The organism is Saccharopolyspora erythraea NRRL 2338 (assembly GCF_000062885.1).
Taxonomy (GTDB): domain Bacteria; phylum Actinomycetota; class Actinomycetes; order Mycobacteriales; family Pseudonocardiaceae; genus Saccharopolyspora_D; species Saccharopolyspora_D erythraea.
This window is the reverse complement of record NC_009142.1, coordinates 3,386,058-3,400,833: the sequence shown is the minus strand read 5'-3', so window position 1 is coordinate 3,400,833 and position 14,776 is coordinate 3,386,058. Positions and strand designations below refer to the sequence as shown.

General features: G+C 73.2%; 11 protein-coding genes. 7 read left to right on the top strand and 4 right to left on the bottom strand.

The window, feature by feature from the left end; all coding sequences use genetic code 11:
• Positions 1-546 precede the first annotated feature (546 nt).
• On the top strand, positions 547-3,417 hold the full coding sequence (locus SACE_RS14990) for a DEAD/DEAH box helicase (RefSeq protein ID WP_011873930.1): 2,871 nt from the start codon (positions 547-549) through the stop codon (positions 3,415-3,417).
• Positions 3,417-4,217 (top strand): SWIM zinc finger family protein, encoded by an 801-nt coding sequence (locus SACE_RS14985; RefSeq protein ID WP_009945337.1) that lies wholly within the window; start codon positions 3,417-3,419, stop codon positions 4,215-4,217. Before SACE_RS14990 ends, SACE_RS14985 begins: the two co-directional genes overlap by 1 nt.
• A 13-nt stretch (positions 4,218-4,230) precedes the next feature.
• Here the strand turns inward: SACE_RS14985 and SACE_RS14980 are convergent, their stop codons facing one another.
• Positions 4,231-5,529, bottom strand: coding sequence for a sensor histidine kinase (locus SACE_RS14980; RefSeq protein WP_009945338.1), 1,299 nt, complete (start codon positions 5,527-5,529; stop codon positions 4,231-4,233).
• A 272-nt stretch (positions 5,530-5,801) separates the two neighbouring features.
• Positions 5,802-6,212, bottom strand: a complete 411-nt coding sequence (locus SACE_RS14975; protein WP_021341570.1) for a nuclear transport factor 2 family protein — start codon at positions 6,210-6,212, stop codon at positions 5,802-5,804.
• Between the two features lie 321 nt (positions 6,213-6,533).
• Here SACE_RS14975 and SACE_RS14970 point away from each other — a divergent pair, with 321 nt between their 5' ends.
• From SACE_RS14970 to SACE_RS14955, 4 genes are all read left to right on the top strand, one after another.
• Positions 6,534-7,145: a TetR/AcrR family transcriptional regulator gene (locus SACE_RS14970; protein ID WP_009945340.1), complete on the top strand. Its 612-nt coding sequence runs from the start codon at positions 6,534-6,536 to the stop codon at positions 7,143-7,145.
• The gene (locus SACE_RS14965; protein WP_009945341.1) at positions 7,129-8,772 is read left to right on the top strand and encodes an acyl-CoA dehydrogenase family protein; all 1,644 of its coding nucleotides are present in this window, start codon (positions 7,129-7,131) and stop codon (positions 8,770-8,772) included. Before SACE_RS14970 ends, SACE_RS14965 begins: the two co-directional genes overlap by 17 nt.
• Positions 8,773-8,802: 30 nt before the next feature.
• Positions 8,803-9,585 (top strand): crotonase/enoyl-CoA hydratase family protein, encoded by a 783-nt coding sequence (locus tag SACE_RS14960; RefSeq protein WP_009945342.1) that lies wholly within the window; start codon positions 8,803-8,805, stop codon positions 9,583-9,585.
• Between the two features lie 121 nt (positions 9,586-9,706).
• Positions 9,707-10,525: an NmrA family NAD(P)-binding protein gene (locus SACE_RS14955; RefSeq protein ID WP_009945343.1), complete on the top strand. Its 819-nt coding sequence runs from the start codon at positions 9,707-9,709 to the stop codon at positions 10,523-10,525.
• A 50-nt stretch (positions 10,526-10,575) separates the two neighbouring features.
• On the opposite strand, the gene SACE_RS14950 is transcribed toward SACE_RS14955, so the two are convergent.
• Positions 10,576-12,435, bottom strand: a complete 1,860-nt coding sequence (locus SACE_RS14950; RefSeq protein ID WP_021341568.1) for a collagenase — start codon at positions 12,433-12,435, stop codon at positions 10,576-10,578.
• A gap of 252 nt (positions 12,436-12,687) precedes the next feature.
• Here SACE_RS14950 and SACE_RS14945 point away from each other — a divergent pair, with 252 nt between their 5' ends.
• Entirely contained in the window at positions 12,688-13,644 is a 957-nt protein-coding gene (locus SACE_RS14945) for a LysR family transcriptional regulator (protein ID WP_009945345.1), read from the top strand.
• 7 nt (positions 13,645-13,651) lie between these two features.
• Here SACE_RS14945 and mgrA read toward each other — a convergent pair whose 3' ends face one another.
• Complete coding sequence (mgrA, locus tag SACE_RS14940; RefSeq protein WP_009945347.1) at positions 13,652-14,698, bottom strand: L-glyceraldehyde 3-phosphate reductase; 1,047 nt, start codon at positions 14,696-14,698, stop codon at positions 13,652-13,654.
• Between the last annotated feature and the right edge of the window lie 78 nt (positions 14,699-14,776).

Sequence of the window (14,776 nt, the reverse complement as noted above, 5' to 3'; positions counted from 1 at the left end):
CCGTTTTCTCGTGGTGGTCGTAGCGGTCAGCCGGTGCCTTCGCGGACTACCCGCGAGGCCGTGTTCCTAATCGCGGGATCCGCGGGAGCACTCCGGCCAACGGCGCACCACGGTGACTGTGCGGTTTTCGGTACTCGGCGAACCTTCGGGATGGAATTCGCCTCGACCTGTTTTCTCCGATCCACTTGACAACCCGGCTGGGCGACTGTCAGGAAATCATTCTTCGCCGACTTGGGCAGGCCGGCACCTCCCCCGACCGCAACGAAAGACCCTGGCAGAGCGGGACTTGGAACAGAATCGCCGCGCGATGTCAAATTCCGGATTTCCGATCCGCCGACGCGATCCGGCCGGAATTTCGGGTATTGTCGGCGGTCGCCAATCCCACCCGCGGCCGAACCGTGCCGTGAACAGGCTGCCCGGCGAATCACCGACCGCTGCCGATTCGTGCGGCCGCACCAGAACGGAGGGACGCCCATTTCCGCTTCGCCGACCTCGACTGCCCTGCTCCTCGACGGATCAGGACCGGACCGCCCAGCGTTGCCCGGCATGCTCCAGGCCACCTTCGTCCCCGGTTGCCCCGATTCCTCAGCCGTCGGCCTCGCGTTCTGGGGCACCGGAGATCCGGCGGCGGCCGCGGCGGCGCTCGGTCTGCGCTCCGGGCGGCCGACGACGCTGCGCACGGTCCTGCCGACCGCTGATGCGTCGCCGGTCGTCCCGGCCGACGTGCCTGCCGTGGCGATCGCCCTCGACGCGGTGCTACCCGCGTTGGCCGCCATGCCCGCCTGCTCCCTCCTGCCGCGCGGGCGGCGGCCGGGCGACTCCGTGTTCGCCTGGAGCACCGCGGCCAAGCTGGCCCTGGAACTCGTGACCGCGGGCATGGTCGTGCCCACCGCGCGGGTCGGCGAAGAGGGCGCGGTCGCGCGGTGGCGGCTGGTGAGCGCGCATGACGGCAGGCTCGCGGCGCTGGCCCGGGCCATGCCCGCGGCGGCGCACGCCCTGCGTCGCGACGACGCGCACGTGTGGACCGCGGCGGAGGCTCTCGGCGCCTTCTGCGATGCGGTGGCGGACACGTGCGCGCGGGGATCGGCGGTCGTCGACGAGCCGGTCTCGTGGGAACAGCGGTGGATCGCCGCCCTGAGCGGCACCTCACCGGCTCTCGATGCGCCGGACGAGCGGCTGCGAGACGAGCTGGACGCGTGGGCGCGGCCTCTGCTGCCGCGCACCGGCGCCGCCGGACGTCTCGGCGGCCGGCTCTGCCTGCGCCTTCGCGCACCCCGGACCGGAGAGGCACCGTGGGAGCTGGAGTTCCACCTGCGGGCCGCGGCCGGCCCCGCCACGTCGGTGCCGGCCGAACGGGCCTGGTCGGCGGGCAACGCGACCCTCGAACTCCCCGGCTGCTCGATCGGTGAACCGCAGGACTCGCTGGTGCGGGGGCTGGCGGAGGCCGCGCGGCTGTTCCCGCCGATCGACCGCGCGCTGTCCGAGCCGCGCCCGACCGGGATCCGGCTCGACGTCGAGCAGGCGGCGGCCTTCCTCGCCGACGGCGAGCCCGCGCTGACCGCGGCGGGGATCTCGGTGGAGGTCCCCGACGACCTCGGAGCCGGAGCTGTCGAGCCCCTGCGGGCTCGGCTTCGCGCGACGGCGGAGGACGCTCCCGGCAGCGCGGCCGTCGACGGCCGCGAGGCAGCGACCTTCCGCTGGGAGGCCGTCGTCGGCGACACCGTCCTGACCCGCGACGAGGTTTCGGAGCTCGTCGCGCCGGGCCGCCCGCTGGTCCGATGGCGCGGCCGGTGGGTGCGCGTCGACGCGCGGCGAGCCGCGCGGATCGCCGCGCTCATGGACACCGCGGTCACGCTGTCGAGCACCGAGGCCCTGGCCGCGGCGCTGGAGGGCAGCCGCACCACCGCGGAACTGGGCGAGGTCGACGTGCGGTCCGCGGGGCGCCTGCGAGCGCTGGTCGACCGGCTCGGCGCCGACGGCCACCGGCAGCCCCGGCTCGCCGGGATCGACGCGACGCTGCGCCGCTACCAGGAACGCGGCGCGGCCTGGCTGCAGATGATGGCCGAGCTCGGCCTGGGCGCGGTGCTGGCCGACGACATGGGCCTGGGCAAGACCCTGCAGACCATCGCGCTGCTGGCGGACCGGCCGGGACACCGCCCGCACCTCGTGGTGTGCCCGACCTCGGTGGTCGACAACTGGGAGCGCGAGATCCGGCGCTTCGCCCCGGGGCTGCGGGTAGTCCGCCACCACGGCACCGGCCGCGCCGCCACGGCGGAGGCGTTCCCACCCGGCGCGGTCGTGGTGACCACCTACACCCTGCTGCGGCTGGACTCCCCACTTCTGTCCGAAGTGGACTGGGACGTCGTGGTCCTGGACGAGGCGCAGCAGATCAAGAACCACACCGGGCAGACCGCGCAGGCCGCGGCCCGGCTGCGCGCGGCGGCGCGGGTTGCGCTGACCGGCACGCCGGTGGAGAACCGGCTGGCCGAGCTGTGGTCCATCATGCACTTCGCCAACCCCGGCCTGCTGGGCCGGTTCCCGCGGTTCAGGGACCGCTTCGCGGTGGCGATCGAGCGGTGGCGCGACCCGGATGCCACCCGGCGCCTGCGCTCGGTGGTCGCGCCGTTCCTGTTGCGGCGCCTGAAGAGCGAGGTCGCCACCGACCTGCCCGCCAAGGTGGAGTCGGTCGTCAGCTGCGCGCTCACCGACGAGCAGGCCGAGCTGTACCGGGCGACCGTGCGCGGCATGCTCGACGAGCAGGGCATGGGCGAGGGCATCGCCCGCCGTGGGCGGATCCTCAAGCTCCTCACCGCCCTCAAGCAGATCTGCAACCACCCGGCGCACTTCCTGCGCCAGCCCGGGCCGCTGCACGGCCGCTCGGGCAAGCTCGAGCGCACCGCGGAGATGCTGTCGGAGGTGGTGGCGGCCGGGGACCGGGCGCTGGTGTTCACCCAGTACCGCGTGATGGGTGAACTGCTCGCCGGCCACCTCGCCGCCGAGCTGGAGCTGCCCGCGGTGCCGTTCCTGCACGGCGGGGTCAGCGCGGCGCGGCGCAGCCGGATGGTCGAGGAGTTCCAGCACTCCGACGACGCCGCACCGGTGCTGGTGGTCAGCCTGAAGGCCGGCGGCACCGGCCTGAACCTGACCCGCGCCACGCACGTCGTGCACTACGACCGCTGGTGGAACCCGGCGGTGGAGGACCAGGCGACCGACCGCGCGCACCGCATCGGGCAGACCCGCGGCGTGCACGTCCACAAGCTGGTCACGCACGGCACGCTGGAGGAGCGGATCGCCGACCTGCTCGACTGCAAGCGCGGTCTGGCCGACGCCGTGGTCGGCAGCGGCGAGACCTGGCTGACCGAGCTGAGCGACGACGCGCTGCGCGCACTCGTGGCGCTGGGCGAGGAGGAGGCGTGATGCCGGAGTTCGGCGCGACCTGGTGGGGACGGCGCTGGCGGCGCGCGCTGGAGTCGCTGGGCGCCACCTACCCCAACCCGCGGCTCCCGCAGGGACGCTCGCTGGCCCGCAAGGGCGCCGTCGAGGACATGGCCGTCGTAGCGGGTGCGGTCACCGCGCGCGTGCGCGACGGCTCCCGCACCTACGACGTCGGCCTGCACCTGCCGGTGTTCGGCGACGACGAGTGGGCCGCCGCGGTCACCGCACTGGCGGGGCGGCTCCGGCACGCCGTCGCGCTGCTCGAAGGGCGGTTGCCCGAGGACGTCGACGACACGCTGGGCGAGGCCGGCGTGCCGCTGTTCCCGCGCCGGGACGAGCTCGGCTCGACGTGCGGATGCTCGGGCAGGGCGCACCCGTGCGCCCACGCCACCGCGGTGCACTACGTCCTGGCGACGGCGCTGGACGACGATCCCTTCCTGCTCACCCGGTTGCGCGGCCGCGACCGCGACCACCTCCTCGCCGAACTGCGCGCCGAGCGCAGCGGCGAGCCACCGGCCCCCGCCGTGAGCGACGGGCTGCCAGTCGTGGAAATGGAGGCGGGTTCGCTGTTCACCGCCGGTGCGCCGCTCGCATCGATCGCCGCGCACCCGCGCGAGCCCGGCGGGCGCATGCCGGAAGCGCTCCGGCTGCTGGGCCCGGCGCCGGGCATCGACGCCGACGACTGGCGGCACCTGGTGGCGGTCGCCCGCCGTGCGGCCGACCGGGCGTGGTCGCTGGCCGGAGACGACGGTGGCGCGGCGCACGACGGCCCGCCGCGCTGATGGGCGCACGCCGTCACCGCGCGTCCGGCGCCTCGCCCACCTGCGCCTCGCCGGCCTGCGTCTCGCTCACCGGCAGCACGGCGGCCAGGTGGAACCCGCCGGGAACCGGGTGGGCCGTCAGCGACCCGCCCAGCAGCGCGACCCGCTCGCGCAGGCCGATCAGGCCGTTGCCCGCCCGCGCCGGGGCGTCGACGCCGGGCGGACGCGGCGCGGCGGCGTTGGCGTCGCGGTTGGTCACCTCGATCCGCAGGGAGGAGTTGCCGTACTCCAGCAGCACCCGGGCGTTACCGCCGGGTGCGTGCTTGAGCACGTTGGTGATCCCCTCCTGCACCACCCGGTAGGCGTTCATCTCCACGCCCGGCCCGAGCTCCCGCACGGAGCCGCGGCGCTCCAGCCGCCAGGAGACCCCGGCGCTGCGCACCCGGTCGATCAGCAGGTCGACGCGGTCCAGGCTCGGCGCGGGCTGGCGCTCGGCCTCCTCCAGCTCACCCGGCGCCGGCCCGGCGTGCGGTGGCGCCACCGCTCCTTCGCGGAAGGCGGTGAGCACGTTGCGCATCTCGTCCAGCGCCGAACGCGAGGTCTCCTCCAGCTCCCGCAGCGTGCCGCGGGCGTGGTCGGGGTCGCGTTCCATTACGGCGCGGGCCACCCCGGCGCGCAGCGCGACCACCGAGAGGTTGTGGGAGACCACGTCGTGGAACTCGCGCGCGATGCGGGCGCGCTCGACCACCGCCGCGTCGGCGGCGATCTGGTCGCGGGCCTCGTCGAGCAGCACCACGGTGTGCTCGAGCTGGCGCTCGCGCCGCAGCGCCACCCGCATCGCCCGGCCCCAGCCGATGACCATCACCAGGTTGACGGCCCCGCCGAAGACCCGCAGGAATCCCTCGCCCAACGGCAGCTCCAGCGCGTCGACCACCGGGTAGACCATCGCGACCAGCGCGGCCAGCACCACGCCCGCGAGCGAGGTGCGCAGGCAGACCGCGTACATCTCGACGAGGATCACCAGGTTCAGCGCGCCGATCGAGGCGTGCGCCGCGGTGAGCGCCACGGTGGCGCTCAGGGTGACCAGCAACGCCGGCCACGGCATGCGCCGCCATCCGAGCAGCACGGCGGTGGCCGGGATGCTCACCAGCAGCGGCCACCACTGCGACTCGCCCGACTCGCTCGGTTCCAGAACGACGGCGAGCACGTGGGTCGCCGAGAACACCGCCACCACAGCGAGGTCGGCGGCCAGCGCCGCGCTGCCCCGCGCCACGGTCCCGAACAGGTAGCGCGTGATCCACCGCGCCGGCGCCGCACCCGGATTCGCGCGCATCGGATCCCCCTTCTCCGCTCCACCGCGAGTCTCCCAACACGGCTCGGGCTCCCTCGCGCGATCAAAGCACGCGCGCGGCGACCAGGACCAGCACTCACCCTGATCGAAGACAGATCTTGACCTTCGTGACGTCCACGTGAGAATCCGCCGGTGGAGTCGGGAAAACCGGGAACGGGACCGACGCGCCGCGCGTCCGCCCGACGGACCTTCGCCCGCCGCGACGGGAGGACCGCGGAGTCGAACGTCCTCAGTGGAGCCGCGCTAGCGGGCGTTCATCCGTCCTGCGCAGCGGGTGTGATGTGGCTGTGCACGCACAGCCAGCGGCCCTCGTGCCGGACGAAGACGTCGGTGGTCCACTCGTCGGCGTCGAAGCGCCGGCCCCGGTAGTGGGCGGTGCTTGTCACCCTCGCCGCGTACACCGCCGTGGCGCCGTGGACGCGGACGCTCGCCGCGCCGACCCTGCTCATCGCGGAGTGCCTCAGGTCGCCGGAGTCGACCAGCGCGAGGAAGTCGGCCTTCGACGACACGCCGGATTCCGACACGACCACCCAGTCCTCGGCCATGAAGGCGCCGATGCGGGCGGCGTCGTTGGACACGATCGCGACCGCCCAGTCGTCGGCGACCGCCACGACCTCGTTCGCCACCGCGTCGTCGGAGGCGTGCGGGCTCGGCGGGCTGGTCATCACGGCAGAGTAGCGGCCATCGCCGTCCTCGGCAGCGAGCAACGGCCTGGGGCGCTGGCGCCCATGCGTTCGGTTTCGCAGCCGATCTGCTCGCCGAGGGTGCCGTAGCCCTTGCGGAGCCGCTGGACGTCAACGGCTTCGTGGGTATCCGCCGCCGGGCCGGAAGAGCCCGACCGACGCGGGTGGTGCTGATGAGCGGCGCGTAATCCCCTCCGAGGGAAACGCCTCGCGCGGATCGTTCGCCAAGGCCGAAAAGACCCACGGCACCCAGGGTCGGCGGACCATTGCGTGAAGTGATGAATCGGTGGTTCACTCCTTCGCGTGCCCTATCGACGCACCCCGGCCGTGCAGGCCCGCATGGACGCCCAGCGCCAGGTCGTCCTCGATGCCGCGGTCGGCCTGCTCGCCGAGCGGGGCTACGCCGGGTGCTCGATGGCCGCGGTGGCGGCGGAGGCGGGGATCGCCACCGGCAGCGTGTACCGCCACTTCCCCAGCAAGGCCGAGCTGGCCGCCGAGCTGTTCCGCACCGTGGTCTCGCGCGAGGTCGCGGCGGTGGCCGAGGCGTCCCGGCGGCCCGGTGACCTGGTCCAGCGCATCGTCGCGGTGATCGAGACCTTCGCCGCTCGGGCGCTCAAAGCTCCCCGGCTGGCCTACGCGCTGCTGGCCGAGCCGGTGGACCCGGCCGTCGACGCCGAGCGGCTGGTGTTCCGCCGGGCGTTCCGCGACGTCTTCGCCGAGCACATCGCCGAGGGCGTCGACCGCGGCGTCCTGCCCGCGCAGGACCCCCAGGTCACGGCGGCGGCCCTGGTGGGCGCCGGGGCGGAGGCCCTGGTGGGCCCGCTGGCCGAGGGTGCCTCCGGCCCGGACACGATCCCCGCCCTGGTCACCTTCACCCTGCGAGCGCTAGGAGTCGCCGATGCCCGTCACGCATGAGGTCACCAACCAGGTCCCACCGCTGGTGGACCACGATGTCGCCGGCGATCCGGCGCTGCTGGAGGGCCTGCGCCGGGAAGGCGCGGCCTGGGCCGAGGAGGAGCTGCACGCTCTCGGCACGCTCGCCGGCAGCGCCCGGGTTCAGGAATGGGCTCGACTGGCCGAGCAGTATCCGCCGGTGCTGCGCACCCACGACCGCTACGGCCACCGCGTCGACGAGGTCGACTTCCACCCGCACTGGCACGACCTGATGGACGTCGCGGTGACCAACGGCCTGCACGCCGCACCGTGGCGGCAGGAGCGTCCCGGCGCCCACGTGGCCAGGGCCGCGAAGATGTACGTGTGGGGGCAGACCGATCCCGGGCACCTGTGCCCGATCTCGATGACCTACGCGGCCGTCCCCGCCCTGCGCGCCGCACCCGAGCTCGCCGAACTGTACGAACCGTTGCTCGCCGCTCCCGTCTACGACTTCGGCCTGCGCGAGCCGGCCGGCAAGCGCGGATTGATCGCGGGCATGTCCATGACCGAGAAGCAGGGCGGCTCCGACGTCCGCGTCAACACGACCCGCGCCGTTCCGGCCGGTGACGGCACCTACACGCTGACCGGGCACAAGTGGTTCACCTCGGCGCCGATGTCGGACGTCTTCCTGACCCTGGCCCAGGCCCCGGGCGGTCTGTCGTGCTTCCTGCTGCCCAGGGTGCTGCCCGACGGCACGCGCAACGCGATCCGGTTGCAGCGGCTGAAGGACAAGCTCGGCAACCGCTCCAACGCCTCCTCCGAGATCGAGTACGAGGATGCGCGCGGATGGCTGGTCGGCGAGGAAGGCCGCGGCGTGGCGACCATCATCCGGATGGTCAACCTGACCAGGCTCGACTGCGCCGTGGCCTCGGCCGCCGGCATGCGCCAGGGCGTGGTCCAGGCGGTGCACCACGCCACCCACCGCCGGGCGTTCGGGGACCGGCTGGTCGACCAGCCGCTGATGACCAACGTGCTGGCCGACCTGGCGGTGGAGGCCGAGGCCGCGACCGTGGCGGGGATGCGGCTGGCGGGCGCGGTCGATCGCGCCGCGGCCGGTGACGACGGCGAGGAGAGCTTCCGCCGGATCGGTCTGGCGGTCACCAAGTACTGGGTGTGCAAGCGCGCGCCCGCCCACGCGGCGGAGGCGCTGGAGTGCCTGGGTGGCAACGGCTACGTCGAGGAGTCCGGCATGCCGAGGCTGTACCGGGAGTCGCCGCTGGCCTCGATCTGGGAGGGCTCGGGCAACGTGGCCGCGCTGGACGCGCTGCGGGCCATGGCCAAGCAGCCTGAGTCGGTGCAGGCCTACTTCACCGAGGTCGAGCAGGCGGCGGGTGCCGACGGGCGGCTGGACCGCGCGATCGCGTCGGTGCGCAAGGAACTCGGTGACCTCGAGGACGCGCAGTACCGGGCCCGCCGGGTCGTGGAGCTGATGGCCGTGGTGCTGCAGGGCTCGCTGCTGCACCGGCATGGCAACCCGGCGGTCGCCGACGCCTTCTGCGCCTCCAGGCTCGACGGGGACTGGGGGGTCGCGTTCGGCACGCTGCCGCGCGGGGTCGACACCGCCGCCATCCTGCGCCGTGCTCGCCCCGCCACCGCAGGAGAAATCTGACGACCATCCACATCGGACGAAGGGACCGCCATGGCCTCCGAGGAGCCCGTGCTGGTCCACCGCGAGAGCGCGGTGACAACGATCAGCCTGAACCGTCCCGAGGTCCGCAACGCCGTCGACCGGGACGCGGCCGAGGCGCTCGCGGCCGCTTTCCGGGCCTTCGACGCCGACGAAGAGGCTTCGGTGGCCGTGCTGCACGGCGAGGGCGGGACCTTCTGCTCGGGTGCGGACCTGAAGGCGATCAGCGCCGGGCGGGGCAACCGGCTCGCCCCGGACGGTGACGGGCCGATGGGCGTGTCCCGGATGCGGCTGTCGAAACCGGTGATCGCCGCCGTCGCCGGGCACGCCGTGGCGGGCGGGCTGGAGCTGGCGCTGTGGGCGGACCTGCGGGTGGCCGACGAGACCGCGGTCTTCGGCGTGTTCTGCCGCCGCTGGGGCGTGCCGCTCGTCGACGGCGGCACCGTCCGGCTGCCCCGGCTGGTCGGGGCGGGCACCGCGATGGACCTGGTGCTCACCGGACGGCCGGTCGACGCGGCCGAGGCGCTGCGGATCGGGCTCGCGAACCGCGTGGTCGCGGCCGGGCAGGCGTTGCCGGAGGCGCAGCGCCTCGCCCGGCAGATCGCGGGATTCCCCCAGCCCTGCATGCGCAACGACCGGATGTCCCTGCTGGAGCAGGAAGGTCTCGACGAGCGGGCCGCGATGGCCGACGAGTTCGCCCGGGGCATGGCGTCGCTGTCGGGCGACGGCCTCGACGGAGCGGCCCGCTTCGCCGAGGGCGCCGGGCGTCACGGCTCCTTCGAAAGCCCGGAGTGAGCAAACGCCTGCCTCCGGGTGCACCACACGATTTGCAATGGTGGCGCCGGCAAATGTTTGACCTCCACCTGACTCGAAGAAATAGCGTCGCGCCCGGAACCCCTGCAACGGGAGGAAAGGCATGACGATCCTGGTCACCGGAGCCACCGGCAACGTCGGTCGCCACGTGGTGGACGAACTGAGCCGCGGCGGACATCAGGTGCGCGCCCTGTCCCGCAACCCGGCCGCCGCGAAGCTGCCCGGAGAGGTGGAGGTGGTGGCGGGCGACCTGTCCGAGCCCGCGACGCTCGCGCCCGCACTGGCCGGTGTTACCGCGATGCACCTGATCACCTTCGACGGCGCGGACGGCACCGCGCTGCGCAGCGGACCGGAGCTCGCACGGCTGGCCGAGCAGGCGGGAGTCCGCCGCGTGACGATGCTGTGGAGCGGCCGGCGCGGCCCCGTGGAGGAAGCCGTGGCCGCGAGCGGGCTGGGGTGGACCTCGCTGCAACCGGTCGAGTTCATGTCCAACGCGCTGGGCTGGGCGGAGTCGGTGCGTTCGCAAGGCGTGGTCCGGGAGCCGTTCGCGCAGGTGCGGAACGCGCTGGTGCACGAGGGCGATGTCGGCGCCGTGGCGGCGAGGGCGCTTACCGAGGACGGGCACGCCGGTCAGGAGTACGTGCTGACCGGTCCGGAGGCGCTGACCGTGCCGGACCGGGTCCGCGTCCTGTCCTCCGCGCTGGGCAGGCCGTTCGGCTACGAGGAGCTGAGCCGGGAGCGGGCCCGCGAGCGGTTGCTCGCGACGGGCGCCGCCGAGGAGGTGGTCGACTTCGTCATCGCCTGGCACGCCGATCCGCCGCCCGCGGCCTACACCGTCGTGCCGACGGTCGAGCGGGTCACCGGGCGTCCGGCGCGGACCTTCGCCCGGTGGGCCGAGGAGAACGCCGGTTCGTTCCGCTGAGCGCGTAGCCCTGCCGGTCGGCTCCGCGGCCGACCGGCAGGGCGGTGTCGTCAGGGCCGGGCGCAGGCTCCCGCGGCGCACTGGTCCAGCCAGGTGTGCCAGTCCTGGTCGAAGCTCGTCCCGATGGTGCGGGTCAGCAGGTCCCGCGCGGCCTGCCAGTCACCCGTGCGGTGGTGGCCGAGGACCGATGCCAGCTCCGCCGGATGCCGCTCGGCCATGTACCGGACGGCCAGGTAGCCCCAGCGGTAGACGCGCGCGGTGTCGGCGTCGTAGGTGGTGTTCCACAGCTCGCTGAGCGGGTAGGTGTGCCTGCCCGCCTCCTCGATCGCCTCCTGGTAGGGCAGATCGCGGTAGGAGTAGGAGATGTACTCGCCGATCCCCTCCAGCCACCACACGGTCGGCGTGCTCGTGGACTCGGCGAAGTCGCCGTACATGTCGAAGCGGCCGTCGAGGTAGTGGGTGTACTCGTGGTTGAGGTTCCAGATCGCGAACTGCGGGCGCTGCCATTCGGCCTCGTAGGCGATGAACCTCGGCTGGTTGCCGGGCGCGGCCGGGTCGCCTTCCAGGTACATGCCACCGTTGTTGGTGTCGATGCCGAAGACGGCGCCCGCGTAGGTCTGGTAGTCGGCGCTGGAGTCGAAGGCGACGACCTCGACCGTGGTGTTGTTGTCGTCGGCGACTGGCCTGCCGCCGTCCTGGACCTTGTCGTGGAAGAAGGCGTCCTGACCGATCAGGCTGGTGCAGGTCGCTTCCAGTTCCCCGGCGGTCATCTGCTGCGCCCGGACCGCGATGCTCGGGGAGCAGGTGTGCCGGACGGTCAGCACGGCATCGGCCAGCCGCCGTTGCAGGTCGCAGGTCCCGTACTCGGCGCAGTTCTCCCGGTCGTGGGCGTCGGTCATCTCGGCCACCCCGACCCACAGCGCCGCGGTCGGCCCGGTCATCTCACTGCGGCCCAGCAGCTCCCGGACCATCGGCCGCACGGTCGGTCGCATCGCTTCGTGCTGTAGGAAGCGCGCCAGCTCGCGGCCGGCGTTGGAGGTCAGGTACGCGCGCTCGGTGCCGAGCAGGTCGAGGTGCTCCAGCGCGAAACCGCGCAGGACCGCCAGCACGGCGGGATCGGCCTGCACCGCGTCGACGAACTCGGGGAGCTGGTGCCCGCGGAACAGCACCGTGTAGACGTTGTTGACCGCGTTGACCATCCACCAGTACTGGTCGTAGGAACTGTTGTAGTCGGAAAGCAACCGCTGGACGACGGCCAGATAGCGGGCGTTCTCCTGCGAGCTGTCGATGAGCGTCACCGACTCGGCCAGCACCTCGCCGTTGGCGTCGCTGACGGTGCCGGAGCGGGGATTGGCGAAGAACGCGTCCAAGGCGCCCTGGATCGCGCTCTTGAGCGCCGGCCCGTACTCCCCCACCACGTCGGGCCGGTTCCACTGCGCGTAGTAGCCCGCGCGCAGGTACAGCACGAGTTGCGCGGTGGCGGTGCTGTTGTCCCCGGGGTAGCCGAGGGCGTTGTCGCGGTAGGCGTTGGCGACGGTCACCATCTGCTCCTCGCGGAAGGCGCCGTGGGCATCGCTGCCCGTCAACCGGAACAGCGTGTTGATGCATTCGGTCGGGACGGCCCGGATCTGGCGCACGAGCTCGGCGCCGGTGTTGCCGGTGAAGTTCGCCGGATCGCAGGCCATCGGCTCGTCGGCTGCGTGCGTCGACGGTCGCGGCGGGCTCTGCACCGGGTCGTCGTGTTCACGTCGCAGCGCGGCGGTGTCGGCCGAACGCGGCGGTCGTTCCTCGGGCGGCAGCCAGGTCCGGTTCGGCGCCGTCCGCGCGACGGCGGGGCCGGGGTCGATCGCCGCTTGCGGTGCGGCGGTCACTGAAGCCGGCGCGGCGGTGGCCGTGACGAGCGCTGACACGGCGAGGACGAGCAGACGCGGCCAGCGACCCGCACCGGCGACAGGTGCCTGTCGTACCTGGCGCGCAAGCGTTTCAACAGCACGGTGTACCTCCCAGGATGGCGACGGCCCGGCGCGGGCCTCCAACCGGCGCTCGCACGTCCCGGGTTCGCCGCGCGATCCGCGGCCGGAGGCCGGAAAAGTGCCTGCGCCGCGGGAAGTCTGGCAGCGGAAGATCGCCCGGAGTCATAGGCGGAGCCATAGAGTTCTGCTATGGCACTCGACATCCGTGAGCTCCGCATGATCTGCGCCATCGCGGAGACCGGCAGCATCACGCGGGCGGCGGCCAGGGTCGGGCTCAGCCAGCCCGCGCTGAGCACCCACCTCAGCGGCATCGAGAAGGCCCTGGGCGACGCGCTGTTCCTCCGCAGCCGCACCGGAGTTTCGCCGACGCCCTTCGGGCGCCGCGTCATCGACCGGGCCAGGATCGTGCTCTCGGAAGTGGACTCGCTGTTCGGCGACCTGCCGGGCGCACCGCCGCCGTCGCGTCCGATGCGGCTGGGATGCGCGCACCTGGCGTGCGTGCCCAGCATCGCCGAGCGCGCCCCGGTCGCGCTGCCCGGCCACGGTGTCACGCTGCACATCGAGTCGTCGGCGGCGGTGCTGGGCGACGCCCTGGCGAGCGGGCGCTACGACGCCGCGCTGGTGGCCCACATGGAAGGCCATGACGTGCCCCTTGAACGACCGGTGACCGGGCGCGCGCTGGTCCCCCGCTACCCGATCTTCGTCGCGCTGTCGGCGAAACACCGGCTGGCACGGGAAAATCGCGTCCGGCTGGCCGACCTGCGCGACGAGTCGTGGGTCGGGCCGCCGGGCTCCGACGACGGCTCGCTGGCATCGCTGCGCGCGGCCTGCCTCGCCGCCGGGTTCGAGCCGAGGGTGCGGTTCGAGGCGCCCAGCGGCGGCGCGCGGGAACTGGTCGCGGGCGGCCACGCGATCCGGCTGGTCGACCCGTCGTGGCCGGCGCCCGAAGGTGCGGTCGTGCTCCCGCTCGACGGCGAGCCGCTGGTGGCCAGGCTCGTGGTGGCCTGGCGGCAGGACCACCTGACCCGCGAGCAGGCCGGCACCCTCTACCGCGAGCTCGCCCACGCCTACCTGGCCCACGTCGGCGACAACCCGGTGTTCCACCGCTGGTGGCGCGCACACCCGGAAACCCACCCGGCGGTCTGAACCCGGCTCAGGCCCCGGCGGGCACCCCCTGGAGGGTCCGGCGGAGGTCCGTTCCGGCGACGGCGGCGTACCGGTCGATCTCTTCGAGCTCGTCGGCGGTCAGCGGAGCCGCGTCGACCGCGGCGAGGTTGCTCTCCAGCTGCTCGACCGAGCTGGCGCCGACCAGCACCGACGTCATCCGGGGATCGCGCAGCGCCCAGGTCAGCGCGAGCGCGGCCAGCGACTGGCCGCGGCGTCCGGCGATGCCGTCGAGCGCGCGCACCCGCGCGAGCACCTCGTCGGAGAGCAGGTCCGAAGACAGCGAGGTGGCTCTCCTGGCCCGCGAGTCCGCCGGCACGCCGTCGAGGTAGCGGTCGGTCAGCAGACCCTGCGCGAGCGGTGAGAAGGCGATGCAGCCGACACCCGCGTCGCCCACGACGTCGAGCAGCTCCGGTTCGATCCAGCGGTCGAACATCGAGTACGAGGGCTGGTGGATCAGCAGCGGCACGCCTTCGGCGCGCAGCAGGGCCTCGGCTTCGCGGGTCTGCTCGGGCGAGTACGAGGAGATGCCGACGTAGAGCGCCTTGCCCTGGCGCACCGCGGATGCCAGCGCGCCCATCGTCTCCTCCACCGGGGTGTCGGGGTCGAAGCGGTGCGAGTAGAAGATGTCGACGTAGTCCACCCCCAGGCGGCGCAACGACTGGTCCAGCGATGCGGTGAGGTACTTGCGCGACCCGCCGACGCCGTAGGGCCCGGGCCACATGTCGTTGCCCGCCTTGGTCGAGATGACCAGCTCGTCGCGGTGTCCGCGCAGGTCGCCCGCGAGCATGCGGCCGAAGTTGCGCTCCGCCGAACCGTAGGGCGTGCCGTAGTTGTTGGCCAGGTCGAAGTGCGTGACGCCGAGGTCGAACGCGCGGCGCACGATCCGGCTGCCCACCTCGAACGGCCGGTCGTCGCCGAAGTTGTGCCACAGGCCCAGCGACACCGCGGGCAGTCGCAGTCCGCTGCGGCCGCAGCGCCGGTAGGGCATCCGTTCGTAGCGGTCCGGGGCGGGTTCGTCAGCGCGGGTCGCCATCAGGTTCCTCCAGTCGGGGTGCGGGGATGACGGGCCAAGCCTGCCCTGGACCGATTAAGCTGTCCAACAGAAGAAAAC

What these genes read in the sequence shown, in the direction of transcription:
- SACE_RS14980 (WP_009945338.1), bottom strand. Translation starts at nt 5,529, where the DNA reads ATGCGCGCGAATCCGGGTGCGGCGCCGGCGCGGTGGATCACGCGCTAC.
- SACE_RS14990 (WP_011873930.1), top strand. Translation starts at nt 547, where the DNA reads ATGCTCCAGGCCACCTTCGTCCCCGGTTGCCCCGATTCCTCAGCCGTC.
- SACE_RS14965 (WP_009945341.1), top strand. Translation starts at nt 7,129, where the DNA reads ATGCCCGTCACGCATGAGGTCACCAACCAGGTCCCACCGCTGGTGGAC.
- SACE_RS14975 (WP_021341570.1), bottom strand. Translation starts at nt 6,212, where the DNA reads ATGACCAGCCCGCCGAGCCCGCACGCCTCCGACGACGCGGTGGCGAAC.
- SACE_RS14960 (WP_009945342.1), top strand. Translation starts at nt 8,803, where the DNA reads ATGGCCTCCGAGGAGCCCGTGCTGGTCCACCGCGAGAGCGCGGTGACA.
- mgrA (WP_009945347.1), bottom strand. Translation starts at nt 14,698, where the DNA reads ATGGCGACCCGCGCTGACGAACCCGCCCCGGACCGCTACGAACGGATG.
- SACE_RS14955 (WP_009945343.1), top strand. Translation starts at nt 9,707, where the DNA reads ATGACGATCCTGGTCACCGGAGCCACCGGCAACGTCGGTCGCCACGTG.
- SACE_RS14945 (WP_009945345.1), top strand. Translation starts at nt 12,688, where the DNA reads ATGGCACTCGACATCCGTGAGCTCCGCATGATCTGCGCCATCGCGGAG.
- SACE_RS14985 (WP_009945337.1), top strand. Translation starts at nt 3,417, where the DNA reads ATGCCGGAGTTCGGCGCGACCTGGTGGGGACGGCGCTGGCGGCGCGCG.